Genomic DNA, 21781 nt, shown 5'->3' on the forward strand with positions numbered 1-21781 from the left:
AGGTCCATACAATGGAGCAATGGAATGGATTTAAAGGAAAAACCTGGAAAGAAGAAGTAAACGTTAGAGATTTTATCCAAGAAAACTATACCCCTTATGATGGTAATGACGAATTTTTAGCTGGTCCAACAGAAGCAACAACAAAACTTTGGGATCAAGTAATGGAATTGAACACACAAGAGCGTGAAGCTGGTGGCGTATTAGATATGGATACTAAAGTGGTATCTACAATTACTTCACATGGCCCAGGCTACTTGAATAAAGATTTGGAAACAGTTGTTGGATTCCAAACAGAAAAACCATTTAAACGTAGCTTGCAACCATTTGGTGGAATCAGAATGTCTGAACAAGCAGCTGAAGCTTACGGCTTTGAAATTGATTCAGAAGTTTCTCACATTTTCCGTGATTACCGTAAAACACATAACCAAGGCGTTTTTGACGCATACACACCAGAAATTCGTGCGGCACGTCGTTCAGGTGTTATCACTGGTCTTCCTGATGCTTATGGTCGTGGACGTATCATTGGTGACTATCGTCGAGTAGCACTTTACGGTGTAGATTATTTGATTAAAGAAAAACAAATTGATTTGTCTAACTGTGGGATTGGCATCATGTCAGATGATATCATTCGCCAACGTGAAGAATTGAACGAACAAATCCGTGCATTAAGCGAGTTGAAAGAATTAGGAAATATCTACGGTTTCGATATTTCAGGCCCTGCTACAAATGCAAAAGAAGCATTCCAATGGTTATACCTTGGATATTTAGCAGCAATCAAAGAACAAAATGGTGCAGCAATGTCATTAGGGCGTACATCAACATTCCTAGATATCTATGTGGAACGTGATTTACAAAATGGTGTTATTACTGAAGAAGAAGCACAAGAAATTGTTGACCATTTCGTTATGAAATTACGTCTTGTTAAATTTGCTCGTACACCAGATTACAATGCATTATTCTCAGGTGACCCAACTTGGGTTACAGAATCAATCGCTGGTATCGGTGAAGACGGACGCCACATGGTAACTAAAAATAGTTTCCGTTTCTTACACACATTATCAAACTTAGGACCAGCTCCAGAACCAAACTTAACTGTTTTATGGTCAACTCGTTTACCACATAACTTTAAAACTTTCTGTGCAAAAATGAGTATCCAAACATCAGCTATCCAATACGAAAATGACGACGTTATGCGTAAACACTGGGGCGATGACTACGGAATTGCTTGCTGTGTGTCAGCAATGCGAATTGGTAAACAAATGCAATTCTTTGGAGCTCGTGCAAACTTAGCGAAAACATTATTGTATGCAATCAATGGTGGGGTTGACGAAAAATCAAAAGCTCAAGTTGGACCTAAATATCAACCAATTACTTCAGAAATTCTTGATTACAATGAAGTAATGGAAAAATACGATGTCATGATGGACTGGATCACTGAATTATATGTGAATACGTTGAATATCATTCATTATATGCATGATAAATATTCATACGAACGTATTGAAATGGCTTTACAAGATACAGATATCTTGCGTACGATGGCAACTGGTATTGCAGGATTCTCAGTAGCAGTTGACTCATTATCAGCAATCAAATATGCAACTGTTCGCACAGTTCGTGATGAAAATGGTATTGTTGAAGATTACGAAATTGAAGGCGACTATCCTAAATATGGTAATAATGATGACCGTGTTGATGAAATTGCTATTCAATTACTAAAAACATTTATGACAAAAGTGAAACGTAATAAAACTTATCGTGATTCAACACCAACAACCTCAATTCTTACAATCACTTCAAATGTTGTGTATGGTAAGAAAACAGGGAATACACCTGATGGCCGTCGCGCAGGCGAACCATTTGCACCAGGTGCTAACCCAATGCATGGTCGCGATACACACGGAGCATTAGCAAGCTTGTCTTCAGTAGCAAAATTACCATATGAATATTCATTAGATGGTATTTCAAATACATTCTCAATCGTACCGAAAGCTTTAGGTCGTGACGAAGAAACACAAGAAGAAAACTTAGCAACAATGCTTGATGGTTATGCGAAGAAAATGGGTCACCATTTGAATATCAACGTATTCAACCGTGATACTTTATTGGATGCCCAAGAACATCCAGAAAAATATCCTCAATTAACTATCCGTGTTTCTGGATATGCTGTAAACTTCATTAAATTAACACGCGAACAACAAAACGATGTAATTGCACGTACAATGCACGAATCAATGTAACAAAAGTCAAGGAGGCGGATGGACTGATTCAGTCGATTCGCCTTTTTTTACTCGAAAGTCATTATTAGGAGGACACGTCTATGACAACACCTGTAACAGGTTTTATTCACTCAACTGAAAGCTTTGGGTCCGTTGACGGCCCTGGTATCCGTTTTATCGCATTTATGCAAGGATGTCGGATGCGTTGTCAATTTTGTCATAATCCAGATACTTGGAATATTGGCGGTGGTGTTGAACGATCAACAGACGATGTGTTAAATGAAGCACTTGCTTACCGAGAATTTTGGGGAGATAAAGGCGGTATTACTATTAGTGGTGGTGAGCCATTGCTGCAATTAGATTTTTTAATCGATCTTTTCAAAAAAGCAAAAGCGCAAGGGGTTCATACAACAATTGATACATGTGGTAAACCATTTTCGCGTGAAGAACCATTTTTCAGCAAATTTGAAGAGCTAATGGAATACACAGATTTGTTATTATTTGATATCAAACATATTGATAATGATCAACATAAAATTTTGACAGCGAATGGAAATCAAAATATTTTGGAAATGGCACAATACTTGTCAGAAATCGGTAAACCAGTTTGGATTAGACACGTCCTTGTTCCTGAACGTAGTGACTACGATGAGTATCTGATTCGGTTAGATGAATTTATCAAAACGTTGAATAACGTTGACAAAGTGGAGATCCTACCTTACCACACCATGGGTCGATACAAATGGGAAACATTAGGTTTGAAGTACCCGTTAGATGGAATTGAACCACCGACGAAAGAACGTGTAGAAAATGCAAAACAATTACTTCACACAGAAGATTACCAAGGATATTTAACTAGATAGTTTTGAAACGGAAAAGGAAGTTAGTATTGCTCTTTTCCGTTTTTTTGCTATTATTAAATAGGAGAAAGAACAAAGGAGCGAATGACATGTCAAAAATTTTAGTTTTTGGACACCAAAATCCAGATACAGATGCAATTGGTGCGGCGATCGCATTTTCACATTTACAAAATGAATTAGGAAAACAAACAGAAGCTGTAGCATTAGGAACACCGAATGAAGAAACGCAGTTTGCCTTGGATTCCTTTGGATTAACAGCGCCTCGCGTAGTAGAGTCAGCGAAGGCAGAAGATGCAGCTGTTATGTTGGTTGACCATAACGAATTTCAACAAAGTATTTCAGATATTGCAGAGGTAACGATTTTATCAGTTGTGGACCATCATCGCATCGCAAATTTTGAAACAGCTAATCCTTTATATTACCGTGCCGAGCCAGTTGGTTGCACAAGTACAATCGTTTTGAAAATGTACAAAGAAAATCAAATAAGCATTCCAAAAGAAATTGCCGGAATCATGCTTTCAGCTATTGTTTCTGATACACTGCTATTTAAATCACCAACTTCTACACCAGAAGATGAAAAAGCAGCGCAAGAGCTTGCTGAAATTGCGGAAGTAGATCTAAGTGTTTATGGTTTAGAAATGTTAAAAGCAGGTACAAAATTAAGCGATAAATCAGCTGCAACCTTGCTTGATTTAGATGCGAAAAGTTTCCCAATGGGAGACAAAAATATCCGTATTGCTCAGGTTAATACTGTTGACTTGAATGAAGTAATGGATCGTCAAACTGAGTTAGAAACAGCCATGGCTGAAGAAATGACTACAAATGATTATGATTTGTTTGTTTTGGTCGTAACGAATATTTTAGACAGCGACTCAGAATTATTGGTTGCTGGAGATGACAAAGAAAAAGTGGAAGCAGCATTCCAAACAAAATTAACAAATAATCGTGCATTTTTAAAAGGCGTTGTTTCTCGTAAAAAACAAGTTGTTCCTCAATTAACAGAAGTTTTTAGTTAATTTACTGATATAGCTGAGTCGAGCATAAACTGCGACTCAGCTTTTTTTATCAGAATGAAGATAAATGTTGAATGGAGTGAGGGAGCAAATGAATTATTTTTATTCACCAAAAAATAAAGTTTATCAAAAATTGGTGGCTGATCCGCTGTTCTCGCCAGTTGTTGTGTATTTAAGTGGGCAGCCCGAACCGGTCATCTTGAGAGAATTAAAAAAAGTCTTTCCTCAGCGAAAGTTTGAACATTTTTTGGATCAATTGATTGAAGCTGGCCTAGTGAAACGAGAGCAAAGAAGATATGAGTTAAGCTTCCCAATTTTCACAGAAGAGGAAGCTAACTATCAAGAAATCATTGCTAGTCAAGCTCAACGATTAAGTGAACAGCTTGCTAAGCTTTCCCAAGATGAGCAACAATTCATTCTAGGAGAAACCCTTTGGACTACTTGTTTTGAAGAAGATAGTAAAGTTTTTTATGGCTACAAAGGTGAGACAGAAGAAACAACACAAAAGACAATTGCAGGAAATGAAGCCTATCAATTTGTTTCAATTTCTACTACAAAAAACTTCCCAGTAACATTGGCTAATTATTTCTTCGTTCAAAAAAATAAGCCTACACAATTCCCAGATTTTTTACCATTAGCAACTTTGCTAGGGGATGTGAATGAAGCCTATTATTTCGATCAAGTGGAAGTGATCATTGAACGTATTCGACTAAATAAATTCAAAAATCGCCGTCCAAATATTTTTTTGGAATCCTTAATTGAAACAAAGACCATCCAATCAGAACCGACTTTTGAATTATTGTTACCGGTTCTTGAAAATGAAAAAGAATTGAGTGATGTTCAGTTTACTGAACTAGGTAGTCTAACAGAATCAGAAGCTGCTTTCGTTCACAGAAGAATGTATGAAGAAGTGAAACACGCTCTTGGGTTAACGGCATATTCTTATATCAAAGCAAAATAAAACAGCCAGACAAACGTTCAATCGTCTGTCTGGCTGTTTTATTTATATGTTTTGTTTCGTTGATATTGCCACATTAGGAATGCTAAACAAATCACAAATAAGAAATCAAAACAGTTACTGACATCTTGAATAATGGTTGTTTGGATCGTTGGTGCAAATGCCAAAAACAAAAAAGCAAAAAAGTTATAACCAAAACAAATTAGTGAGACCCAGCAAAAGAAAGGATTTAATTTCAATTCTTTAAAAACTAACGAGAAGAAGAAGAAAGAAAAAATTACTAAGGTAACCACTAAGCCGTTCAAAATAAAAAAGAAAAGCGAATTTTGATTAAAGGTATAGAGTAAAACAGCTAAAAATGAAAACAATTTTAATGCGATAAAAATAAATGAAGCTTCCGCTAGTTCCTTTGTTTTTTCTAGGTAAACATAGCGCGAAAAAAAGATGGCAAACAAAAGTGATGATAAAGAAGACAAGATAAGTAAGCCCGCGCTCTGGTCTAGTGTATTAAGTGTTGAATAATCCAGTAAGAGCCATCCAAGCGCATGGTTTGGCGCATCAGAAGTTGTAGAAAAGGTATGTAATACAAAAAATAGAATTGCCAATAGTCCAAATAGCGAAGCTAATTGGAGATAAATCATTGTTTTTCGATACATTTCAAGTAGTTCTCCAATACTAAAAAATGATATTTTGCATATATTATCATAACAAAACAATGAGCTTTTGTCGATGGTTTAGACAAAAATAAACCGGTTCAAGCAAGTAGAGTTGGTTGAACCGGTGCGAGAAAATCATTTCTTTTTTGATTAATAAAATTTAATTTTTTTGACGTTTCCGAACTTTTTTTGTCCAAAATCCACCAGAAATGTACTTTGGTTCATAAGAAATAATAAATGCACGTTCTTCGACTGTTTTGATCAAGTGATAGAGCTCACGTTCGCTTTTACGTGGGGAAAGGATTTCTAAAACTAATCGTTCACCCTCAAGCCCCATGGCAGAAGTTTGTGTAACTCCGTACCCATTTTCTCGCAAAATTCGAGGCAAATTTTTATCTTCAGAGGTATTTGTTGGCAAAATCGTCGTAACCATGATGTAGCCAAGTGCTAATTTGTCTTCGATCAAGATCCCTACACTGATTCCTACAGCATAGCCGAGTGCGTAAACAAAGAGATTTAAAGGGTTATCTAAACGATCAAGAACGAGAGAAAGGCCCATAATATAAATAATTATTTCAACCATACTCACTAAGGGAGCGATCAAGCGATAGCCCTTCATCGTTAGCATAAATCTTAGGGTATTTAGCGTAATATACGCAAAATTGATAATAAAAATCATTAGTAACATTTTTGGATCAACCATCAAAACACTCCTCCTAATTCTTTCTTCTCTACAATAGCAAAAAAATCAAAATTTGGGAAAAAATTAAAGTATCTTCATTTGAAAAAAATTAAAAAAAGATTATAATTGTATTATAAAGGCGATGGGTAGGTGATGCTATGAAAAAGATCAATCAAATTATTTGTGTTAGCCATCTATTGAGTATGGTCTTTAGTGTGTATTTAGCTGTTTATGCCGTTCAAGAAACGTTTGAGGTAGAGGATCTGTTCTTCTCACTATCCATCATTGATTACTTTCTATTAAGCGTTATATTCTTTCTAGTCCTTTTTATTGGGAGTATGTTTGGTGGAGTAGCTAGCTTTCTTCGTTTTTCTATTTATCCGGTATTTACACTGTTACTGGGAATAATCGGATTATCTTCTCTTTTTTTATTTCCGCAATGGTATTTACAATCGACTTTGCTTTTTTTTAGTAGTATTAGCATTTTTCAAATTTTAAGTAGCAGTTGGTTGTTTTTTCAAAATATAAATTTAATTAAGTTAGGTGACTCAAAGTGAATCCAATCATGATGAAACGTAAGGTGAAAGCAATTCCCGTGTTAGAAGTTGTTTTAGAAGAACTCAAACACAAAAAAATTCCAGTGGTTGTCTACTATCACGGCTGGCAAACAAGTAAGGAATTGGTTTTGACACAAGGTAGAAAAATTGCGCAGTATGGGATTCGAGTCATTTTGCCAGATGCAATGAATCATGGCGAGCGGAAACAGCCTGTGTCTTCCATTCCTTCTTACACGTTTTGGAATAGTATTTATGGGAATTTATTCGAATTTGAAACACTGATGGAACATCTCGATAAGCGAGATCTACTCCATGAAAAAGTAGCGGTAGGCGGTGTTTCGATGGGTGGGATGACTACTTGCGCATTACTTAGTCATCATCCTAGACTTATTGCGGGGGCTTGTTTAATGGGGTCACCTGCGCCACTAGCTTACGGGCAAGGGATCGAGGCGCGTGCTAAACAACTTGATTTTACTTTACCTAAGGATTATTTTGAATTGATTTCTTGGGTTGAAAGATATGACCTGTCTTTGAATCCACAGCGTCTAGCAGGAAGACCTTTGTTTTTCTGGCATGGAAAGGAAGATGAGAAAATCCCCTTCGAGCAGACCGCCGATTTTGTAAAGGCTAATCAATGGACTCAAGCAGGGCGACAGATTCTTTTTCATCCTTCAGAAAAGCAAGGCCATTTAGTTGAAGTTTCATTGATGGAAGAAGCAGCGGAATTTTTTTACAAATGTTTGATTAAAGAGAACCACGAGGAAAAGATGTAAGAGAATCGTATTTAGTAGTGGAAGAGGAATAAGAGCTTTTGAATAAAGATATTTTCTCGAGTGAATTTGTTATTTCTAGTAATAAAACATGAGATTGGAGATTTCTTTGATTCCAATCTCTTTTTTTGCTTGGTAATAGAAAAGATATGAAACCTTGACTATAAAACGAAAAAAATTTAGGTATAATAGAGGATGAAGTAAATTGGTCTATGTCCTTCATCGTGAGGTGTATTCGCGAAATTTTTGTTAGAAAGAGGTAGAGCTATGACAACTCTTGCAGACGTAGCAAAATTAGCAAATGTTTCAAAGATGACTGTATCAAGGGTGATCAATCATCCTGAACAAGTCACTGATGAGCTGAAAGAACTGGTTTTTTCAGCCATGGCTGAATTGAACTATCGCCCTAACATTGCGGCAAAAGCACTTGTTTCTAATCGATCACAAGTAATCAAACTGTTTATTTTAGAAGAAATCGATACAACAGAGCCCTACTATATGAATTTATTGATGGGAATCGCCAATCGAATTGGTCGAGCACATTATTCATTACAGCTAGTGACAACGAGTGGCTTTGACGTTGGTGCTTGTGACGGATACATCATTACGGGGATGCGTGAAAAAGATTTTGATTGGATCGCCCGCCTGGAAAAGCCAACTGTTTTATTTGGGGAAAATGATTTTGGTTATGATTATGTAGATAGTGATAATCAATACGGAACAACAAAAGCAACTGAATATGCTTTATCTCGAGGGTATGAATCGGTGGTTTATCTTGGGATGGATGTAGCAGAGCCTTTTGAACGTGCTAGAGAAGCGGGATATTTAGCAGTTATGAAGGAACAGGGATTATCAACAAAAACGGTTCGTTTTCCTAATCATTCGACAAAAGCGGAAGAATACATTGACTCACATTGGGCTGAATTTGACAAGAATACTTGTTTTGTTTGTAGTTCAGACCGTTTAGCTTTAGGTGTTGTGCGAGGAATTATGAAAGTTGGCGGGAAAATTCCTCAAGATTACGGTGTGATTGGTTTTGATGGCGTCTTTTTGGATCAAATCAGTTCTCCTAAGTTAACAACAGTGAAGCAAGATATTATTCGGATGGGTGAAGTTTGTGGTGAAATGTTGCTGAAAAAAATAGAAGAAAAAGGAGCAAGTCAAGGTTACCGACGATTTTTTCCGGAACTTATTTTGCGTGAAACGACCAAATAATTCACGTTTTCTTTAAAAATGGCCGTGATTTCTGAAATTTATCCGCGCATTATTACTGAAATAGCTGAAATTATGCTATGATTGAGAAAAGTTCCGTTTTGAAAAGGATGAGTTAAATGAAAGAAATCAAGCGAAAGCATTTTCGTTTTCCCGCTTATGATGATGAAACAGGGGTAAAATTAAGTACGGAGTCTAATCGAGTTTTGTTTGATGGTGTCGATGATTTGATGAACCAAACAGATCAACATCCACAACAACGTTATGGTCGAACAAAAGAGTTTCATTTTGATGAAAGCGAACGAGAACAGACACGCCAAAAAAAACAAAGACGTACGATGAGTGAAACGACAAAAGTTGCACCACGCCAAGAGAAGTTGGAACGTTATAAAGAAAGTTTGCCAGAATATGGAAAGCATTATCAACCTAAGACGTCGCCAACTGGGCAGAAGAAGCTTTTTGGTGAAAAAAATCATGTTCAAACTAATCAATCGGTGACATCACCTGCACGTAGTACAAAATCTTCAAAAACAAATAATGTCACTCATGAACGTTCCTACTTTGTGCCAAAATTTATTCCAGCATCAATTATTCCAGATCCAAGAGAAACACAAGTGACGGAAAATGAATTAATCCAATCAATGAAAAAAACAGAAGATGCGTACTTACTATTTGATACTGAGTCAACGCCGTATCAAGAAAAAAAAGGGGATAAAACAGTCAAGAGTTTTCACAAAGGTGAAGAAGAAACAGCAGTGAAGACAACAAACAAAAAGACAACTAAAGCAAAAAAAGCACATGGAGTGTTAGAACGCTCGCTTCATGGGTTGATCGAGGATCAAGGAAATTCATTAAAAGAAAATAGTTATTTCAAGCAATAACAATAGCTGATTGAAAATGATAAAAAGAGCAATGATGCAAATCATCGCTCTTTTTGTGTATGGTTGGCTATCCGTGAAGATGATTTGGCGATTGTTTCTTAGTTAACTGGAGACTTTAAGCAATCATCTTAAGTGTCAATCAGTTGAAGTGAGACTGAGGAGTTTGTGCCACAACCTTTATTACGGTGTTCCCAAAGCAGCTCCTCCATATAGCTTACAGTCACGTCAAAATATGAAGAGCTATTTTGAGTGCTTGCTGGCTATCTTGTCGGAGCTGGCCGCTTTGCGTCACAACCTTTAGAAAGTAGGAAGAATCATGAAAAAACAAATGAAAAAAATTGGCTTCTATCAAGGATTACCAATCGAAGAAAAAGAGAGTTTCATCGAAATAACTGACGTAGTTCCCGTTGCTACTGGGCACGATTTATTAGTAGCAGTGGATGCAATTTCTGTTAATCCAGTTGACACGAAGTTTCGCCAGAGTGCAGCAAAAAAAGATCAGTTAACGGTTTTAGGTTTTGATGCAGTTGGACGAGTCGTCGCTGTAGGTGAGAGTGTTGAAAAATTTCAAGTCGACGAACGCGTTTTTTATGCAGGAAGTAGCAAACGTCCAGGTAGTAATCAAGAGTTTCAACTAGTCGATGAAAGAATCGTAGCCAAAGCACCAGCTTCTTTATCAGATGAAGAAGTAGCTGCATTACCGCTAACCAGCTTGACGGCTTTCGAATTGTTATTTGAAAAATTTCAATTAACTCCGCAAGCAAAAGCAAATGTAGGGAAAAAAATATTAGTAATCAATGGTGGAGGCGGTGTTGGCTCCATTTTGACTCAGCTTGCTAAATGGAGTGGTCTTGAAGTATTTGCAACAGCGAGTGTCAAAAACTTTGAGTGGCTTCGTAACAATGGAGTGGATCATCCCTTGGATTATCATGAAAACTTAAAGAAACAATTAATTTCTTTGGGAACGGATCGAGTTGACTATGTGGCTGTACTATACGATATTTTACCCTATTTCCAACAACTATTAGAAATTGTTCAACCAGGAGGCCGGGTGGGAACGATTGTTGGTGTCAATCAGCCCTTGCCAATTGGTGAATGGAAAAATCAATCAATTAGTTTTGATTGGGAATATATGTTTGCGAAAACGGATTTTGATTATAAAATTGAAACACAAGGGGCGATTTTAGCAGAAATCAGCACTTTGGTTGAACAAAAAGAAGTGCATAGTCATCTAGGCAAAGTTTACCAAGGAATTTCTGTCACTCACTTGAAGCAAGCAACAAAAGATGTCGAAGAAGGCCACGTTCGAGGAAAAGTGGTGTTAACGGGTGGTTTTGTTAAATAGATAAAAAAAGAGCTTGGGTATCCGTAGCATATCTCAAAAGTTAGACTAAAAAGCGAACTTTTGAGGTGCACGGCATTCCCAGCTTTTTTAAGTTGAACAAACTAGTTGTATCAAATTGGTTCTTGATATTCCGGTAATTCTTCAAAAGGCGTTGCAGTTTCTTCTAAAGTCCCCATTGAATCTTTCGCTGATTGAAAGAAATCAGGAAGCTGAACATACTTTACTTTGTTTAACGTATAAGCTAAAACAGAGCAGCTTAGTAAAGTATATAAGAAGTGTCTAAGATCAAGGTATAAAAGAGACACGACTAAGATAATAAAAGTGACTAAGAAAAGACTCTTTCCGATTTTAACATGAAAATACTTTTCAATTGCTTGATATAAAATATCGGTTCCGCCCGTACTACCCCCAAAGCGGAAAACCAAGCCACAACCAATACCAGAAAGCAGGCCAGTCATCAGACTATTGATTAACAAGTTCCCAACGGCAAACTGTATATGAAGACTTTCCCATAAATGTAAAAAGAAAACTAATGCAAATGTTCCCACAATCGTACGAAGAAATGCATGTTTTCCAAAAATAAATAATGAGATCAGTAATAATGGCAAATTAAAGACTAATGAAGTGATTGAAGGTGCAAATCCAAAAAGGTTATTTAGTAGTAACGCAATACCTGTCACACCGCCATCAGCAAGTTTTGAAGGTACATTGATTCCAGTTACTGCAAGCCCGTAGATCCCAGCACCTAAAATAATTCCACCAAGGTCTGTAAATAAATGTAGTTTTTTCATCTCTAACCCCTTTTCTGTTTGAAAATTTTCAGCAACCCCTATATTATACAAATAGAATCAATTCTTCAAGAGGAAAAAAGAAATTTTTTTCTATGTGAAAACTTTTTATTAGGCAAACAAAAATAAAGGAGAAAATCATGCGAGCTGCTGACTTACTAACTATTTTGACTAATCCGCCACAAAACAAAGAATATCAAGGGATTTTCTTGCTGATTAACAATCAGAAACAGCCAGTCACGAAAATTGAGGTCACACCAAAAAACGAGTTGGTCTTACATTTCAATCAACGAAAGAACAGATTAACAATGAAAGAAATCTTAGTTGAACTAATGATGAATCGTGAAAAAAATATTTACTATCAATTGGATGCAGAAATAATGCCGTTATATGGTATTAAAGAAACAGGAACAGAATTAATGATTTAAATAAAAAAAATCGCGTGAAGCATTAGTTTTTTTTAAAATTGATATTTTCCGATGGAACGGTAAAATCTGAATAGATTTAAAGTGGCGAGTTTTGTTATTATTTAACTCGGGGAAAGCAATTATGTCACACAACGAAGGGGGGATGAAATGAGACAGAAAAAGCTAATGATCGGCACGACATTTCTGTTAGCTATTTTCTTGATAAGTCCAGTAGCATTTGCCACACAGGGGAACGAAACGTCACTTACCGTCCATGGGGTACTTTATAGACCAACATTCGGGGAAACAACAATCAGCATACCAGAACAATTGCCAAAAACAGCGGAGGTTCAATCAGAAGCATTGGTGTGGTTGGGAATATGTCTGGTCTGTATTTCATTCGTTGGTTACCTGCTTGGACGAGATGAAATGAACTTTCTTGGGGATAAGAATAGTGTCAAGAATAGAATCCAAAGTAGTGGTCAATCTTTTGCTCACTATATAAGAAGCATCCTTAAGAAAAAGAGATTCGTACATAAAACGTAGCAAAACGTTTATCTTGATGTTCTTTGCTTGAAACGACCAAAGAACATGGGAGCACATAGTGAAAATGAGTTGTTTTTTTTATAGATAGTTTACCTGATGGTTGTGAAGGGATCTCCTCTGGTTGTAAAGCCAAGTAATGTGTTCCTGTAAGAAAAATATGGGAACGACCATCAACAAGGTAAAAAGAAACAAAAAAAGAAAAAGAAACTAGGCTAAGAAAAGGGTCCCCCAAAGATTCTTCTCTCATCCTAGTTTCTTTTATTGCTAACGGACGTCCGTTGAACCTATGGTAGCAATGACTTAGTAATAATGCCAACAATTATACTTGTGAAAAAAGTCACGGCAAGAAAGAGAAAATAAACAACATCTTTTTTGTCAAAAATGGAAAAACGTCTTATTTTTTAACAGTTATGCGCAGAAAACAGCTTTTTTTTACAATTCTCACAAAAATTTCGTCTATTCACCTATAATTACAAGGGAACAAGCCAGTAAAGAAAATTATCTCCCCCACGAGATTTCCACTTTATTGGCTGTTTTTCTTCTTATTGATTTGTTGGGCTGAACTGCTAAGACAGAAGAGCTCCTAAAATTCCCCATCATTTTGTTGTTTTTTTAGATAAAACAAAAAGACCAGAAAATCATCATGATTTTCTGGTCTTTTTGGTGTAACAAGGCAACATACTTGGGGAAAGTATTTGAGAGGTTTATACTTAAGAGATGACAAAATTAATTAAGAAAGAGGAGACTAATGAATCAGTTTATTCAAATTCTCGATGAACGAAAAGCAGAATTGCTAACTGCCACATTCCAACACCTATCGATTTCTTTCTTTGCATTACTCCTTGCGGTTTTGATTGCAATTCCTCTAGCTATTTGGTCGGTGAGTCATAGAAAGTTAGCAGAAGTTTTATTACAAATCACTAGTGTATTGCAGACGATTCCATCATTAGCTTTATTAGGATTATTAATTCCGTTTGTTGGAATTGGTACAGTGCCAGCATTGATTGCTTTGGTTGTATATGCGTTACTCCCCATTTTTCAAAATACGTATATTGGTTTAACTGAAATCGACCCATCAATTGAAGAAGCAGCTGTAGCTTTCGGGATGTCACGGATGCGACGTTTGATCAAAGTCGAATTACCAATTGCATTGCCAGTAATTATTTCGGGGATTCGTACAGCGTTGGTTTTGATTATTGGGACAGCTACCTTAGCAGCGTTGATTGGTGCGGGCGGTTTAGGAACATTTATCTTGTTGGGAATCGATCGCAATACACCTGCGTTAACACTGATTGGTGCCATTAGTTCGGCATTACTAGCTATTATTTTTAGTAGTTTGATTCGTTTGTTACAACGTGTTCGACCGCTATATACATTGATTGTGTTAGCCTTGACGATTGGCATCCTTGGAGGAGTATCCGCATACCAAACATTTTTTGTGAAAGAAGAGCCCGTAGTAATCGCGGGTAAACTAGGCTCAGAACCAGAAATTTTGATTGAGATGTATAAAGAACTGATTGAGGAAAAAAATCCAGATCTTGCTATTGAAATCAAACCAAATTTTGGCAAGACGAGTTTTTTGTTTAGTGCCTTGCAGAATGAGCAAATCGATATTTATCCAGAGTTTACTGGAACAGTTTTAGAGAGCTTAGTCAAAGTTCCAGAAGCAATGAAAGCAACGAAGTTATCCGAAAAAGATACGTATCAACAAGCAAAAGAATTGCTCCAGCAACAAGAAGCAATGACTTTCCTACAACCAATGGCGTATCAAAATACTTATGCACTAGCAGTGAAAGAGTCCTTTGCTAAAGAGCATCAGTTAGAAACGATTTCTGATTTGATCAAAGTGAACAATCAACTCAAAGCAGGTTTCACCTTGGAATTTATTGATCGTAACGATGGTTATCGTGGAATCCAATCGGTTTATCATCTAGTGTTTCCAAGTGTCCAAAGCATGGAACCAAGTCTTCGTTATCAAGCAATCAAGAATGGGGACGTCAATATAATTGATGCTTACTCGACAGATAGTGAGTTAAAAGAATATGGATTAGTGGCTTTAAAAGACGATTTACAACTATTTCCACCTTACCAAGGTGCGCCTCTGATGAAAGAAAATTTTGCTAATAATCATCCAGAAATCGTGAGTGCCTTGAATGAACTTGGTGGGAAAATTACTGAAGAAGAAATGATTGAGATGAATTACCAAGTAAATGTTGAAAAACGAGAACCAGCACAAGTTGCCCACGAGTTTTTAGTAACGATTGGGTTGATCAAGGAGGCTGAAAAATGACAGAAATCATCGAGTTTCATCAAGTCCAAAAAAAGTTTGCTGAAAAAGTTGTGATCGATCAACTAAACTTTGTTGTTCATTCAGGTGAAATCTTTGTGTTAGTCGGACCGTCTGGTAGTGGAAAAACAAGTACGCTGAAGATGATCAATGGATTGATCAAGCCAACGAGTGGGGAGATTTATTTTAAAGGTGAGAACCTAACCAGCTACAATCTACAAAAATTGCGGTGGAAAATGGGGTATGTTTTACAACAAATTGCTTTGTTTCCAACTATGACTGTTAAGCAAAATATTGAAGTGATACCAGAGATGTTAGGTTGGGACAAGTCAAGACGGGAACAGCAAGTGGATCGATTGTTGGAAAAAGTAGGGCTTTCGCCAGCGGATTATCGGGATCGTTTTCCACGGGAATTATCTGGCGGGGAGCAACAACGAATCGGTATTCTACGTGCAATTGCTGCTAATCCAGAAATCATTTTAATGGACGAACCGTTTAGTGCACTTGATCCTCTTTCACGTGCTTCCTTGCAAGAATTAGTCCTTTCTTTACATCAAGAATTAGGGACGACTGTCGTTTTCGTTACCCACAATATGGAAGAAGCAGTCAAACTAGGGAATCGAATAGGTGTCATGAAAGATGGTCAGTTGATTCAATGTGATACACCCGAGAAACTATTGAAGCAACCAAATAACGCATTCGTTCAAAGCTTTTTTGAAGAAACTAATCAAAAAGAAATTTTAGTGGAAGAACTGATAGCTTTAGGTTTCTATGCCAAAGAAATAACAGATAAAAACGTTCCTATGATTGAGATTACAGCTCCATTAACTCAGGTTTATGCAAAATTAGCCCAAGCACCAGTCGTTCAAATCATCAATCAAGGAAACGTTATTGGAGAGTTGTCTGGTCAAGATGTCTTTGCATTTTTAAGTCGAAAGGAGTCGAATAAATGATGAAAGAGTATGACACAATTGTGATTGGTTCAGGGGTGGCTGGATTAAGTGCCGCTTATGAGTTGAAAGCAAAGCAGCAACAAGTATTAGTGATTGAAGAAAACTTATGGGGAGGGACTTGTCCTAACCGGGGATGTGATCCTAAAAAAATCTTGATTAGTGGTGTGGAAGCACGTAACCGGGTCAAACAACTACTTGGTAAAGGGTTCTCTGAAGTACCACCATTGAATTGGCAAGAACTTCAGTCTTTTAAACGAACATTCACTGATCCTGTCTCTGCAAACCGTCAAAAAGAATTAAGCCAAGCAGGAATTGATCATCTGACCGGGACAGCAAGTTTTCTTGACGAAGAAACGATTGAAGTAATGGGAAAAACATTTCGCGGAAAACATTTTGTACTGGCAACTGGACAACGTCCAACAATCTTACCGTTAGAAGGAAAGGAATATTTACAAACGAGTACCGATTTCCTAGCACTTTCCGATTTACCAAAACAACTGATTTTTATTGGTGGAGGCTATATTTCCTTTGAATTAGCGACAATCGCTCACGCGGCTGGGAGTGAAGTGACCATCGTGCATCACAACCAGCGACCTTTAAAAGAATTCGATGAAGAGTTGGTTCAAGAGGCCATTATTCAAATGAGAAAAGCAGGGATTCAGTTTGTTTTTGATGTGGACACCAAAAAAATCACGCGTCAAAATGGGAAATTACAGTTGATTGCTGAGAAAGAAACGTTTGAAGCTGACGCGATTTTTTGCGCAACTGGTCGCCAACCAAATGTTGAATCTTTACATTTGGAGCGTGCCAAGGTTGATTTTACGAAAAAAGGGATCGTGGTCAACGAATTTCTTCAAACAACAAATCCCCAAATCTTTGCGTGTGGAGACATTATTGAAAAACGGTTACCAAAATTAACGCCTGTGGCGACATTTGAAGGAGAATATGTCGCTAGAAAAGTGATAAAAGAACAGCAAGAAGCCATTAAGTATCCTGTCATTCCAACCATTGTTTATGGTAGTCCAAAGATTGCAACTGTTGGAGTAACGAAAGTCGAAGATGACAAGCAAACAGTAACAGTTACCCAGGAAATGACTGATTGGTTTACTTATCATCGAGTAAATGAACCGTTAGCTAAAGCAAAGTTATTTTTTAATAAAGAAAACTTTTTGATTGGTGCCAGCGTTCTAAGTGAACAAGCAGATGAACTGATTGATTTTCTTGCGATAGCTATCAACCAACAGTTGACAAAAGAAACCGTGGATCAATGGATCTTTGGTTATCCAACATTGGCTAGTGATTTACCTTATTTACTGAAATAGTAAAGGGATAAATCAAGAAGAATTGCTTGTTGCACTAATTTTGTTATGCTACACTGAAAAAAATGAATACTTGTTTCTGGGGATGTCGTAAACGGCATGAGAGTAAGTTGTGAACTTAGACCCATCGAACCTGTCAGTTAATACTGGTGAAGGGAGAAACATAGCAAACGCTTGTTTAAGTGAGACCTATGTTGTGTCCGTAAACAAGCGTTTTTTTGTTCCAGTGTTAAATTTGATTCATTTAGGAGGTGAACTATTGAAGAAACATTTATATCCAGCAATCAGTGTGGGTGTTCTGCTACTGGTTTGGCAAGTCAGTGTTCAACTTTTGCAGACACCAACTTTTATCTTGCCTAGTCCAATTGCCGTTTTTCAAGCATTGCTTGCTGATAAGCAAACGCTGTTTTTTCATTCACTCACGACTTTGAGTGAGGCCTTGTTAGGAGTAGTGATTGCAGGAATCATTGCGTTTTTCACAGCATTACTGATGGACTATTATGACTTATTAAAGACCGCAATTTATCCTATCTTGGTGGTGTCACAAACTTTGCCAATCATGGTATTGGGACCATTACTCACGTTGTGGTTTGGTTTTGGCCTAATGCCTAAAGTGGTTTTAGTTATCTTGATGAGTTACTTTCCGATGGTCGTTTCTTTTTCAGATTCATTGAGCAAAGCATCAAGGGAACAAATTATTTTTTTGCGAACAATGGGCGCAAGTACAGGACAGATTTATCGAATCTTCAAAATTCCTGAAGGACTTGCGGGTTTCTTTTCTGGGCTAAAAGTTGCGGCAACCTATTGTGTAAGTGGTGCAATCGTTGGGGAATGGCTAAGCGCACAGTCAGGATTAGGCTATTATATGATTCGTGTAAAAAACAGTTATCAAATCGACAAGGTTTTCGCAGCAATCCTTTGTGTGGTCGTTCTTAGTTTGTTGTTGAATGGCTTAAGTGTATTAGTGAAGAAAAGTTATTATTATTGGTTATATACTAGAAAATAGGAAGAGGAAGAAAATGAAAAAATTGTTATGGTTAGTACCAACTCTGTTACTATTTACCGCGTGTGGAGCAAATAAGCAAGAAATAAGTGATACGGATTCCACAAAAGAATTAACGGATGTCACTCTCGTGTTAGACTATGTACCAAATACGAATCATACAGGTATCTATGTCGCAAAAGAACAAGGTTATTATAAAGATGCTGGCTTGAATGTGAATATTATTGAGCCAGGAGATGACTCGACAAGTATCGGTCTAGTGGGTGCAGACAAAGCACAGTTTGGTGTGAGTTACCAAGAAGACATCACCTACGCCCACGCTGATGGACAAGCTATTCCAGTTAAGGCGATTGCGACAATTATGAAGCACAATACTTCTGGATTCGTTGCAGCAAAAGATAGCGGGATAACGAAACCAAAAGATTTTGAGGGAAAAACCTATGCTGGGTGGCAAAGTCCCAGTGAAGAAGCGGTATTGAAAGCAGTTATGGAGCATGATAACGCAGACTTTTCTAAGTTAACAATAGTTGGAAGCACTGGAGAAGGACCAGAAGCTTTAGGAAAAGGTGTCGACTTACAGTGGTATTTTGAAGGCTGGGATATGATTAAGGCTAAAGAAGCACAAATTGACTTGAATTATCTTCCGCTGAGAGAACTAGATGAACGTTTAGATTATTATACTCCGGTTATTATTACGAGTGATAAAATGGTTGAACAAGAACCAAAAATAGTTCAAAAATTTATGGATGCAACGAAAAAAGGGTATCAAGAAGCAATTAAACAGCCACAAGCAAGTGCAAAAATTTTGCATAAGTACGCACCAGACAATCAATTAAGTTTCTTAGAAGAATCACAAGCATTTGTTTCAGAAAATTATACCGATGAACCAGAAAAATGGGGGTTGATGCAAGAAAACGTGTGGGACAACTATACTGATTTTATGCAAGAGAGTGGACTAATCAAAGAAAAAGTGGATTCAAAAGAATTATTCACAAATCAATTTATTCAATAGGAGGAAGAGATGTGGCAATTGAAATCAATCAGTTAACTGTAACGATTGATAACTTAGAGATTTTAAAAGAAATGAATCTTATTGTTGAAAAGAATTCGTTTGTATCAATTATTGCTCCAAGTGGTGCAGGCAAATCGACCTTATTGAAAGTTTTAACGGGTGTAATGGTGCCAACGTCAGGAGATATTTTTGTTGATGGTGAACCAATTACGGGATTAAATACAGCGTTTAGTTACATGCCCCAAGAAGATTTATTATTACCATGGGCTAGTGTTTTTCAAAATGTCACATTGTATCAAAAAATCAACCATCAAAAAATTAACCAAGAAAAAGTAATGGCAGAACTAGAATTATTTGGATTGAAAAAATATAGTAGTTTTTTACCAGAACAGCTTTCCGGTGGTATGAAGCAACGGGTTGCATTATTGCGAACCATGATGAATCCAGCTGACTACTTATTGTTAGATGAGCCGTTTGGTGCGTTGGATGCGATGACTCGAAGTCAGATGCAAGACTGGCTACTTCAGTTACCAAGACAAAAAACGAGGACCACTTTACTAGTGACCCACGATATCGAAGAAGCGATCTATTTATCCAATCGAATTTTAGTGCTGTCTGCTCGACCAGCACGAATCATTGCTGATATCAAATTACCAGAAAAAAAACGAATAAGAAGTTGGCTTGGTGAACAAGCAACGCTGAAACAAAATATCTATCAATTGTTGGCGGGTGAAGCACATGTTGATTGATGGGCATTGTCATTTGGCAGGAAGTGCAGAATTAGCACAACAGCAACAAAAATATCAGATTTTGACGATTCTAAATTGTGAGTCGCCGGAAGAATGGGAAGAAAATCGACGATTGACTAAAGAGGGGCGTCTTCAAATGTTAAGTTTTGGTGTTCACCCTTGGAAAGCAGATCGCTACCAATTTGAAGAAGTCTTACCTTATTTAGAAAAAGCCAACATAATTGGTGAAATTGGATTAGATAACGTGTGGACGCAAGTGCCAATGTCGCGACAACTTACTATTTTTGAACAGCAACTGGCTTATGCAATGGAGCACCAAAAACCAGTTGTTTTGCATACAAAAGGCTGCGAAGCAGAAATTTTATCCTTGATCAAAAAATATCCCAATCGTTATTTGATTCACTGGTACTCAAGTATGGCACTTCAAGAAGCTTATATTGAACTTGGTTGCTATTTTACCATTGGGATTGATTTGATGCGAAATCATGCAGTCAAAGAACTGGCTAAAAAAGTACCACTTGATCGGTTGCTGATCGAAACAGATGGGTTGGCGGCTATCGAATGGGCATTGGGGCAAAAAGTAAAGGTAGAGGATTACGTATTGATAGTAACAAATCATTTGCAATCTTTAGCTGAATTAAGAACGATCAAGTCACCGATCTTAGCAGAGAAAATGGCGAAGAATCTTCAAACATTTCTTAATGGCAAAATTTAAGATCTGAGTGAGACAGCAAATGTTAGTGGTCATGTTGGACAATAACGAGGTTATCAGTTTTTACTTCTGTTAAAATGAAGAAAAGCTTGTCTCGTGGAATTTCAGTGCTCAAGTTTGATTCACTGTAAGAAATGGATTCTACACTAAAAGGCTGTGACAAGTTTTTGTCACGGCCTTTTTTTGATGACATGTTTAGTAAATGGAGGGTGACTGAGACATTCGTTCATAAAAAGAAAAACTATTCATGAGTAAGGGGGAAGTACAATGCAAAATTCATTTAAAAAAAATATCAACCAGTTATCTCAAGAACAAAAGGAGTTATTATTTTTAATTCACTTAGCAATGGAAGAACTATATGTTGTAGGGGAAGAAAATCAATCAATGAATCATTTGCTCACACAATATTCTCTTAAAGAAACCCTATCTGTTTTTGAACTTTATGCGTGCAATGTTCAGTATGACATCACCAAAAGCATGAGTAACAAAATTTCAATGACTAAATTCCATGAGATATTGCCGGACTATTCAACTTACGAGAATAAATACCAATATGAATTATTAGGCCAGATGTATCAAGAGGCTTGTTCGAATACAACGAGTACCTATCTACAAGGAACCAGAATGCAAAAGGACTTAATTACGAAGTTAAATGATACGAGAATGCGAAAAAAATTAAAAAAGATGGCAGCTAATTGGTAGATTTCATTGCTTATACTTTTTTATACCATCCTTATCAACAGAGAAAAGATAAAATAAAAAATTGATTGATGGACAAAAGACATTATAGTAAAGTTTGATTGAGTAATAAGGAAACTTATTACTCAATTTTTTTGTTTTTATAACATTTAT

At 36.9% G+C, this 21781-nt stretch carries 22 protein-coding genes and 1 riboswitch; of the genes, 19 read left to right on the top strand and 3 right to left on the bottom strand.

Translation table 11 applies throughout. The features are described 5' to 3' along the window. Positions 1 to 11: 11 nt before the first annotated feature. The 4 genes from pflB to JZO71_RS06980 all read left to right on the top strand — a co-directional run bounded on the left by pflB (position 12) and on the right by JZO71_RS06980 (position 5053). Complete coding sequence (gene pflB / locus JZO71_RS06965; RefSeq protein ID WP_206898808.1) at positions 12 to 2240, top strand: formate C-acetyltransferase; 2229 nt, start codon at positions 12 to 14, stop codon at positions 2238 to 2240. Between the two features lie 80 nt (positions 2241 to 2320). Next, positions 2321 to 3082 carry a pyruvate formate-lyase-activating protein gene (gene pflA, locus JZO71_RS06970; RefSeq protein ID WP_206898809.1) on the top strand — a complete coding sequence of 254 codons (762 nt, stop codon included), beginning with the start codon at positions 2321 to 2323 and terminating at the stop codon, positions 3080 to 3082. An 86-nt stretch (positions 3083 to 3168) separates the two neighbouring features. Next, positions 3169 to 4095: a manganese-dependent inorganic pyrophosphatase gene (locus JZO71_RS06975; protein WP_206898810.1), complete on the top strand. Its 927-nt coding sequence runs from the start codon at positions 3169 to 3171 to the stop codon at positions 4093 to 4095. Between the two features lie 88 nt (positions 4096 to 4183). Further along, positions 4184 to 5053 carry a DUF1803 domain-containing protein gene (locus tag JZO71_RS06980; RefSeq protein WP_206898811.1) on the top strand — a complete coding sequence of 290 codons (870 nt, stop codon included), beginning with the start codon at positions 4184 to 4186 and terminating at the stop codon, positions 5051 to 5053. A 38-nt stretch (positions 5054 to 5091) separates the two neighbouring features. Here the strand turns inward: JZO71_RS06980 and JZO71_RS06985 are convergent, their stop codons facing one another. Beyond that, positions 5092 to 5706, bottom strand: coding sequence for a hypothetical protein (locus tag JZO71_RS06985; protein ID WP_206898812.1), 615 nt, complete (start codon positions 5704 to 5706; stop codon positions 5092 to 5094). 160 nt (positions 5707 to 5866) lie between these two features. Then, complete coding sequence (locus tag JZO71_RS06990) at positions 5867 to 6409, bottom strand: DUF2179 domain-containing protein (protein WP_206898813.1); 543 nt, start codon at positions 6407 to 6409, stop codon at positions 5867 to 5869. A 137-nt stretch (positions 6410 to 6546) separates the two neighbouring features. Here JZO71_RS06990 and JZO71_RS06995 point away from each other — a divergent pair, with 137 nt between their 5' ends. The 5 genes from JZO71_RS06995 to JZO71_RS07015 all read left to right on the top strand — a co-directional run bounded on the left by JZO71_RS06995 (position 6547) and on the right by JZO71_RS07015 (position 11153). Then, the gene (locus JZO71_RS06995) at positions 6547 to 6945 is read left to right on the top strand and encodes a hypothetical protein (protein WP_206898814.1); all 399 of its coding nucleotides are present in this window, start codon (positions 6547 to 6549) and stop codon (positions 6943 to 6945) included. Then, on the top strand, positions 6942 to 7718 hold the full coding sequence (locus JZO71_RS07000; RefSeq protein ID WP_206898815.1) for an alpha/beta fold hydrolase: 777 nt from the start codon (positions 6942 to 6944) through the stop codon (positions 7716 to 7718). Before JZO71_RS06995 ends, JZO71_RS07000 begins: the two co-directional genes overlap by 4 nt. Positions 7719 to 7982: 264 nt before the next feature. Continuing rightward, on the top strand, positions 7983 to 8930 hold the full coding sequence (locus JZO71_RS07005) for a LacI family DNA-binding transcriptional regulator (RefSeq protein ID WP_206898816.1): 948 nt from the start codon (positions 7983 to 7985) through the stop codon (positions 8928 to 8930). A 116-nt stretch (positions 8931 to 9046) separates the two neighbouring features. Continuing rightward, positions 9047 to 9808: a hypothetical protein gene (locus tag JZO71_RS07010; RefSeq protein WP_206898817.1), complete on the top strand. Its 762-nt coding sequence runs from the start codon at positions 9047 to 9049 to the stop codon at positions 9806 to 9808. A gap of 316 nt (positions 9809 to 10124) precedes the next feature. Further along, complete coding sequence (locus tag JZO71_RS07015; protein WP_242590480.1) at positions 10125 to 11153, top strand: zinc-binding alcohol dehydrogenase family protein; 1029 nt, start codon at positions 10125 to 10127, stop codon at positions 11151 to 11153. 110 nt (positions 11154 to 11263) lie between these two features. Here JZO71_RS07015 and JZO71_RS07020 read toward each other — a convergent pair whose 3' ends face one another. Further along, positions 11264 to 11944 carry a YitT family protein gene (locus JZO71_RS07020; protein ID WP_206898818.1) on the bottom strand — a complete coding sequence of 227 codons (681 nt, stop codon included), beginning with the start codon at positions 11942 to 11944 and terminating at the stop codon, positions 11264 to 11266. Positions 11945 to 12081: 137 nt separating this feature from the next. On the opposite strand from JZO71_RS07020, the gene JZO71_RS07025 reads away from it, so the two are divergent. The 10 genes from JZO71_RS07025 to JZO71_RS07070 all read left to right on the top strand — a co-directional run bounded on the left by JZO71_RS07025 (position 12082) and on the right by JZO71_RS07070 (position 21631). Next, entirely contained in the window at positions 12082 to 12369 is a 288-nt protein-coding gene (locus tag JZO71_RS07025) for a hypothetical protein (protein WP_206898819.1), read from the top strand. A gap of 147 nt (positions 12370 to 12516) precedes the next feature. After that, positions 12517 to 12894, top strand: a complete 378-nt coding sequence (locus tag JZO71_RS07030) for an LPXTG cell wall anchor domain-containing protein (protein WP_206898820.1) — start codon at positions 12517 to 12519, stop codon at positions 12892 to 12894. Between the two features lie 748 nt (positions 12895 to 13642). Beyond that, a complete protein-coding gene (locus JZO71_RS07035) occupies positions 13643 to 15184 on the top strand; it encodes an ABC transporter permease/substrate-binding protein (RefSeq protein ID WP_206898821.1) in 1542 nt (513 codons plus the stop codon). Continuing rightward, entirely contained in the window at positions 15181 to 16134 is a 954-nt protein-coding gene (locus tag JZO71_RS07040; RefSeq protein WP_206898822.1) for an ABC transporter ATP-binding protein, read from the top strand. The genes JZO71_RS07035 and JZO71_RS07040 overlap by 4 nt, the downstream gene beginning before the upstream one ends. After that, on the top strand, positions 16134 to 17456 hold the full coding sequence (locus JZO71_RS07045; RefSeq protein WP_206898863.1) for a dihydrolipoyl dehydrogenase family protein: 1323 nt from the start codon (positions 16134 to 16136) through the stop codon (positions 17454 to 17456). The genes JZO71_RS07040 and JZO71_RS07045 overlap by 1 nt, the downstream gene beginning before the upstream one ends. Positions 17457 to 17523: 67 nt before the next feature. After that, positions 17524 to 17628, top strand: a riboswitch (TPP riboswitch). A gap of 84 nt (positions 17629 to 17712) precedes the next feature. Continuing rightward, complete coding sequence (locus JZO71_RS07050) at positions 17713 to 18459, top strand: ABC transporter permease (RefSeq protein ID WP_206898823.1); 747 nt, start codon at positions 17713 to 17715, stop codon at positions 18457 to 18459. 13 nt (positions 18460 to 18472) lie between these two features. Beyond that, positions 18473 to 19468, top strand: coding sequence for an ABC transporter substrate-binding protein (locus JZO71_RS07055; protein WP_206898824.1), 996 nt, complete (start codon positions 18473 to 18475; stop codon positions 19466 to 19468). A gap of 11 nt (positions 19469 to 19479) precedes the next feature. After that, positions 19480 to 20217: an ATP-binding cassette domain-containing protein gene (locus tag JZO71_RS07060; protein ID WP_206898825.1), complete on the top strand. Its 738-nt coding sequence runs from the start codon at positions 19480 to 19482 to the stop codon at positions 20215 to 20217. Beyond that, the gene (locus JZO71_RS07065) at positions 20207 to 20932 is read left to right on the top strand and encodes a TatD family hydrolase (RefSeq protein ID WP_206898826.1); all 726 of its coding nucleotides are present in this window, start codon (positions 20207 to 20209) and stop codon (positions 20930 to 20932) included. Before JZO71_RS07060 ends, JZO71_RS07065 begins: the two co-directional genes overlap by 11 nt. A gap of 264 nt (positions 20933 to 21196) precedes the next feature. Next, positions 21197 to 21631 (top strand): hypothetical protein, encoded by a 435-nt coding sequence (locus JZO71_RS07070; protein ID WP_206898827.1) that lies wholly within the window; start codon positions 21197 to 21199, stop codon positions 21629 to 21631. The last annotated feature ends 150 nt before the right edge of the window (positions 21632 to 21781 follow it).

The organism is Candidatus Enterococcus courvalinii, assembly GCF_017315945.1.
Taxonomy (GTDB): Bacteria; Bacillota; Bacilli; order Lactobacillales; family Enterococcaceae; genus Enterococcus_B; species Enterococcus_B courvalinii.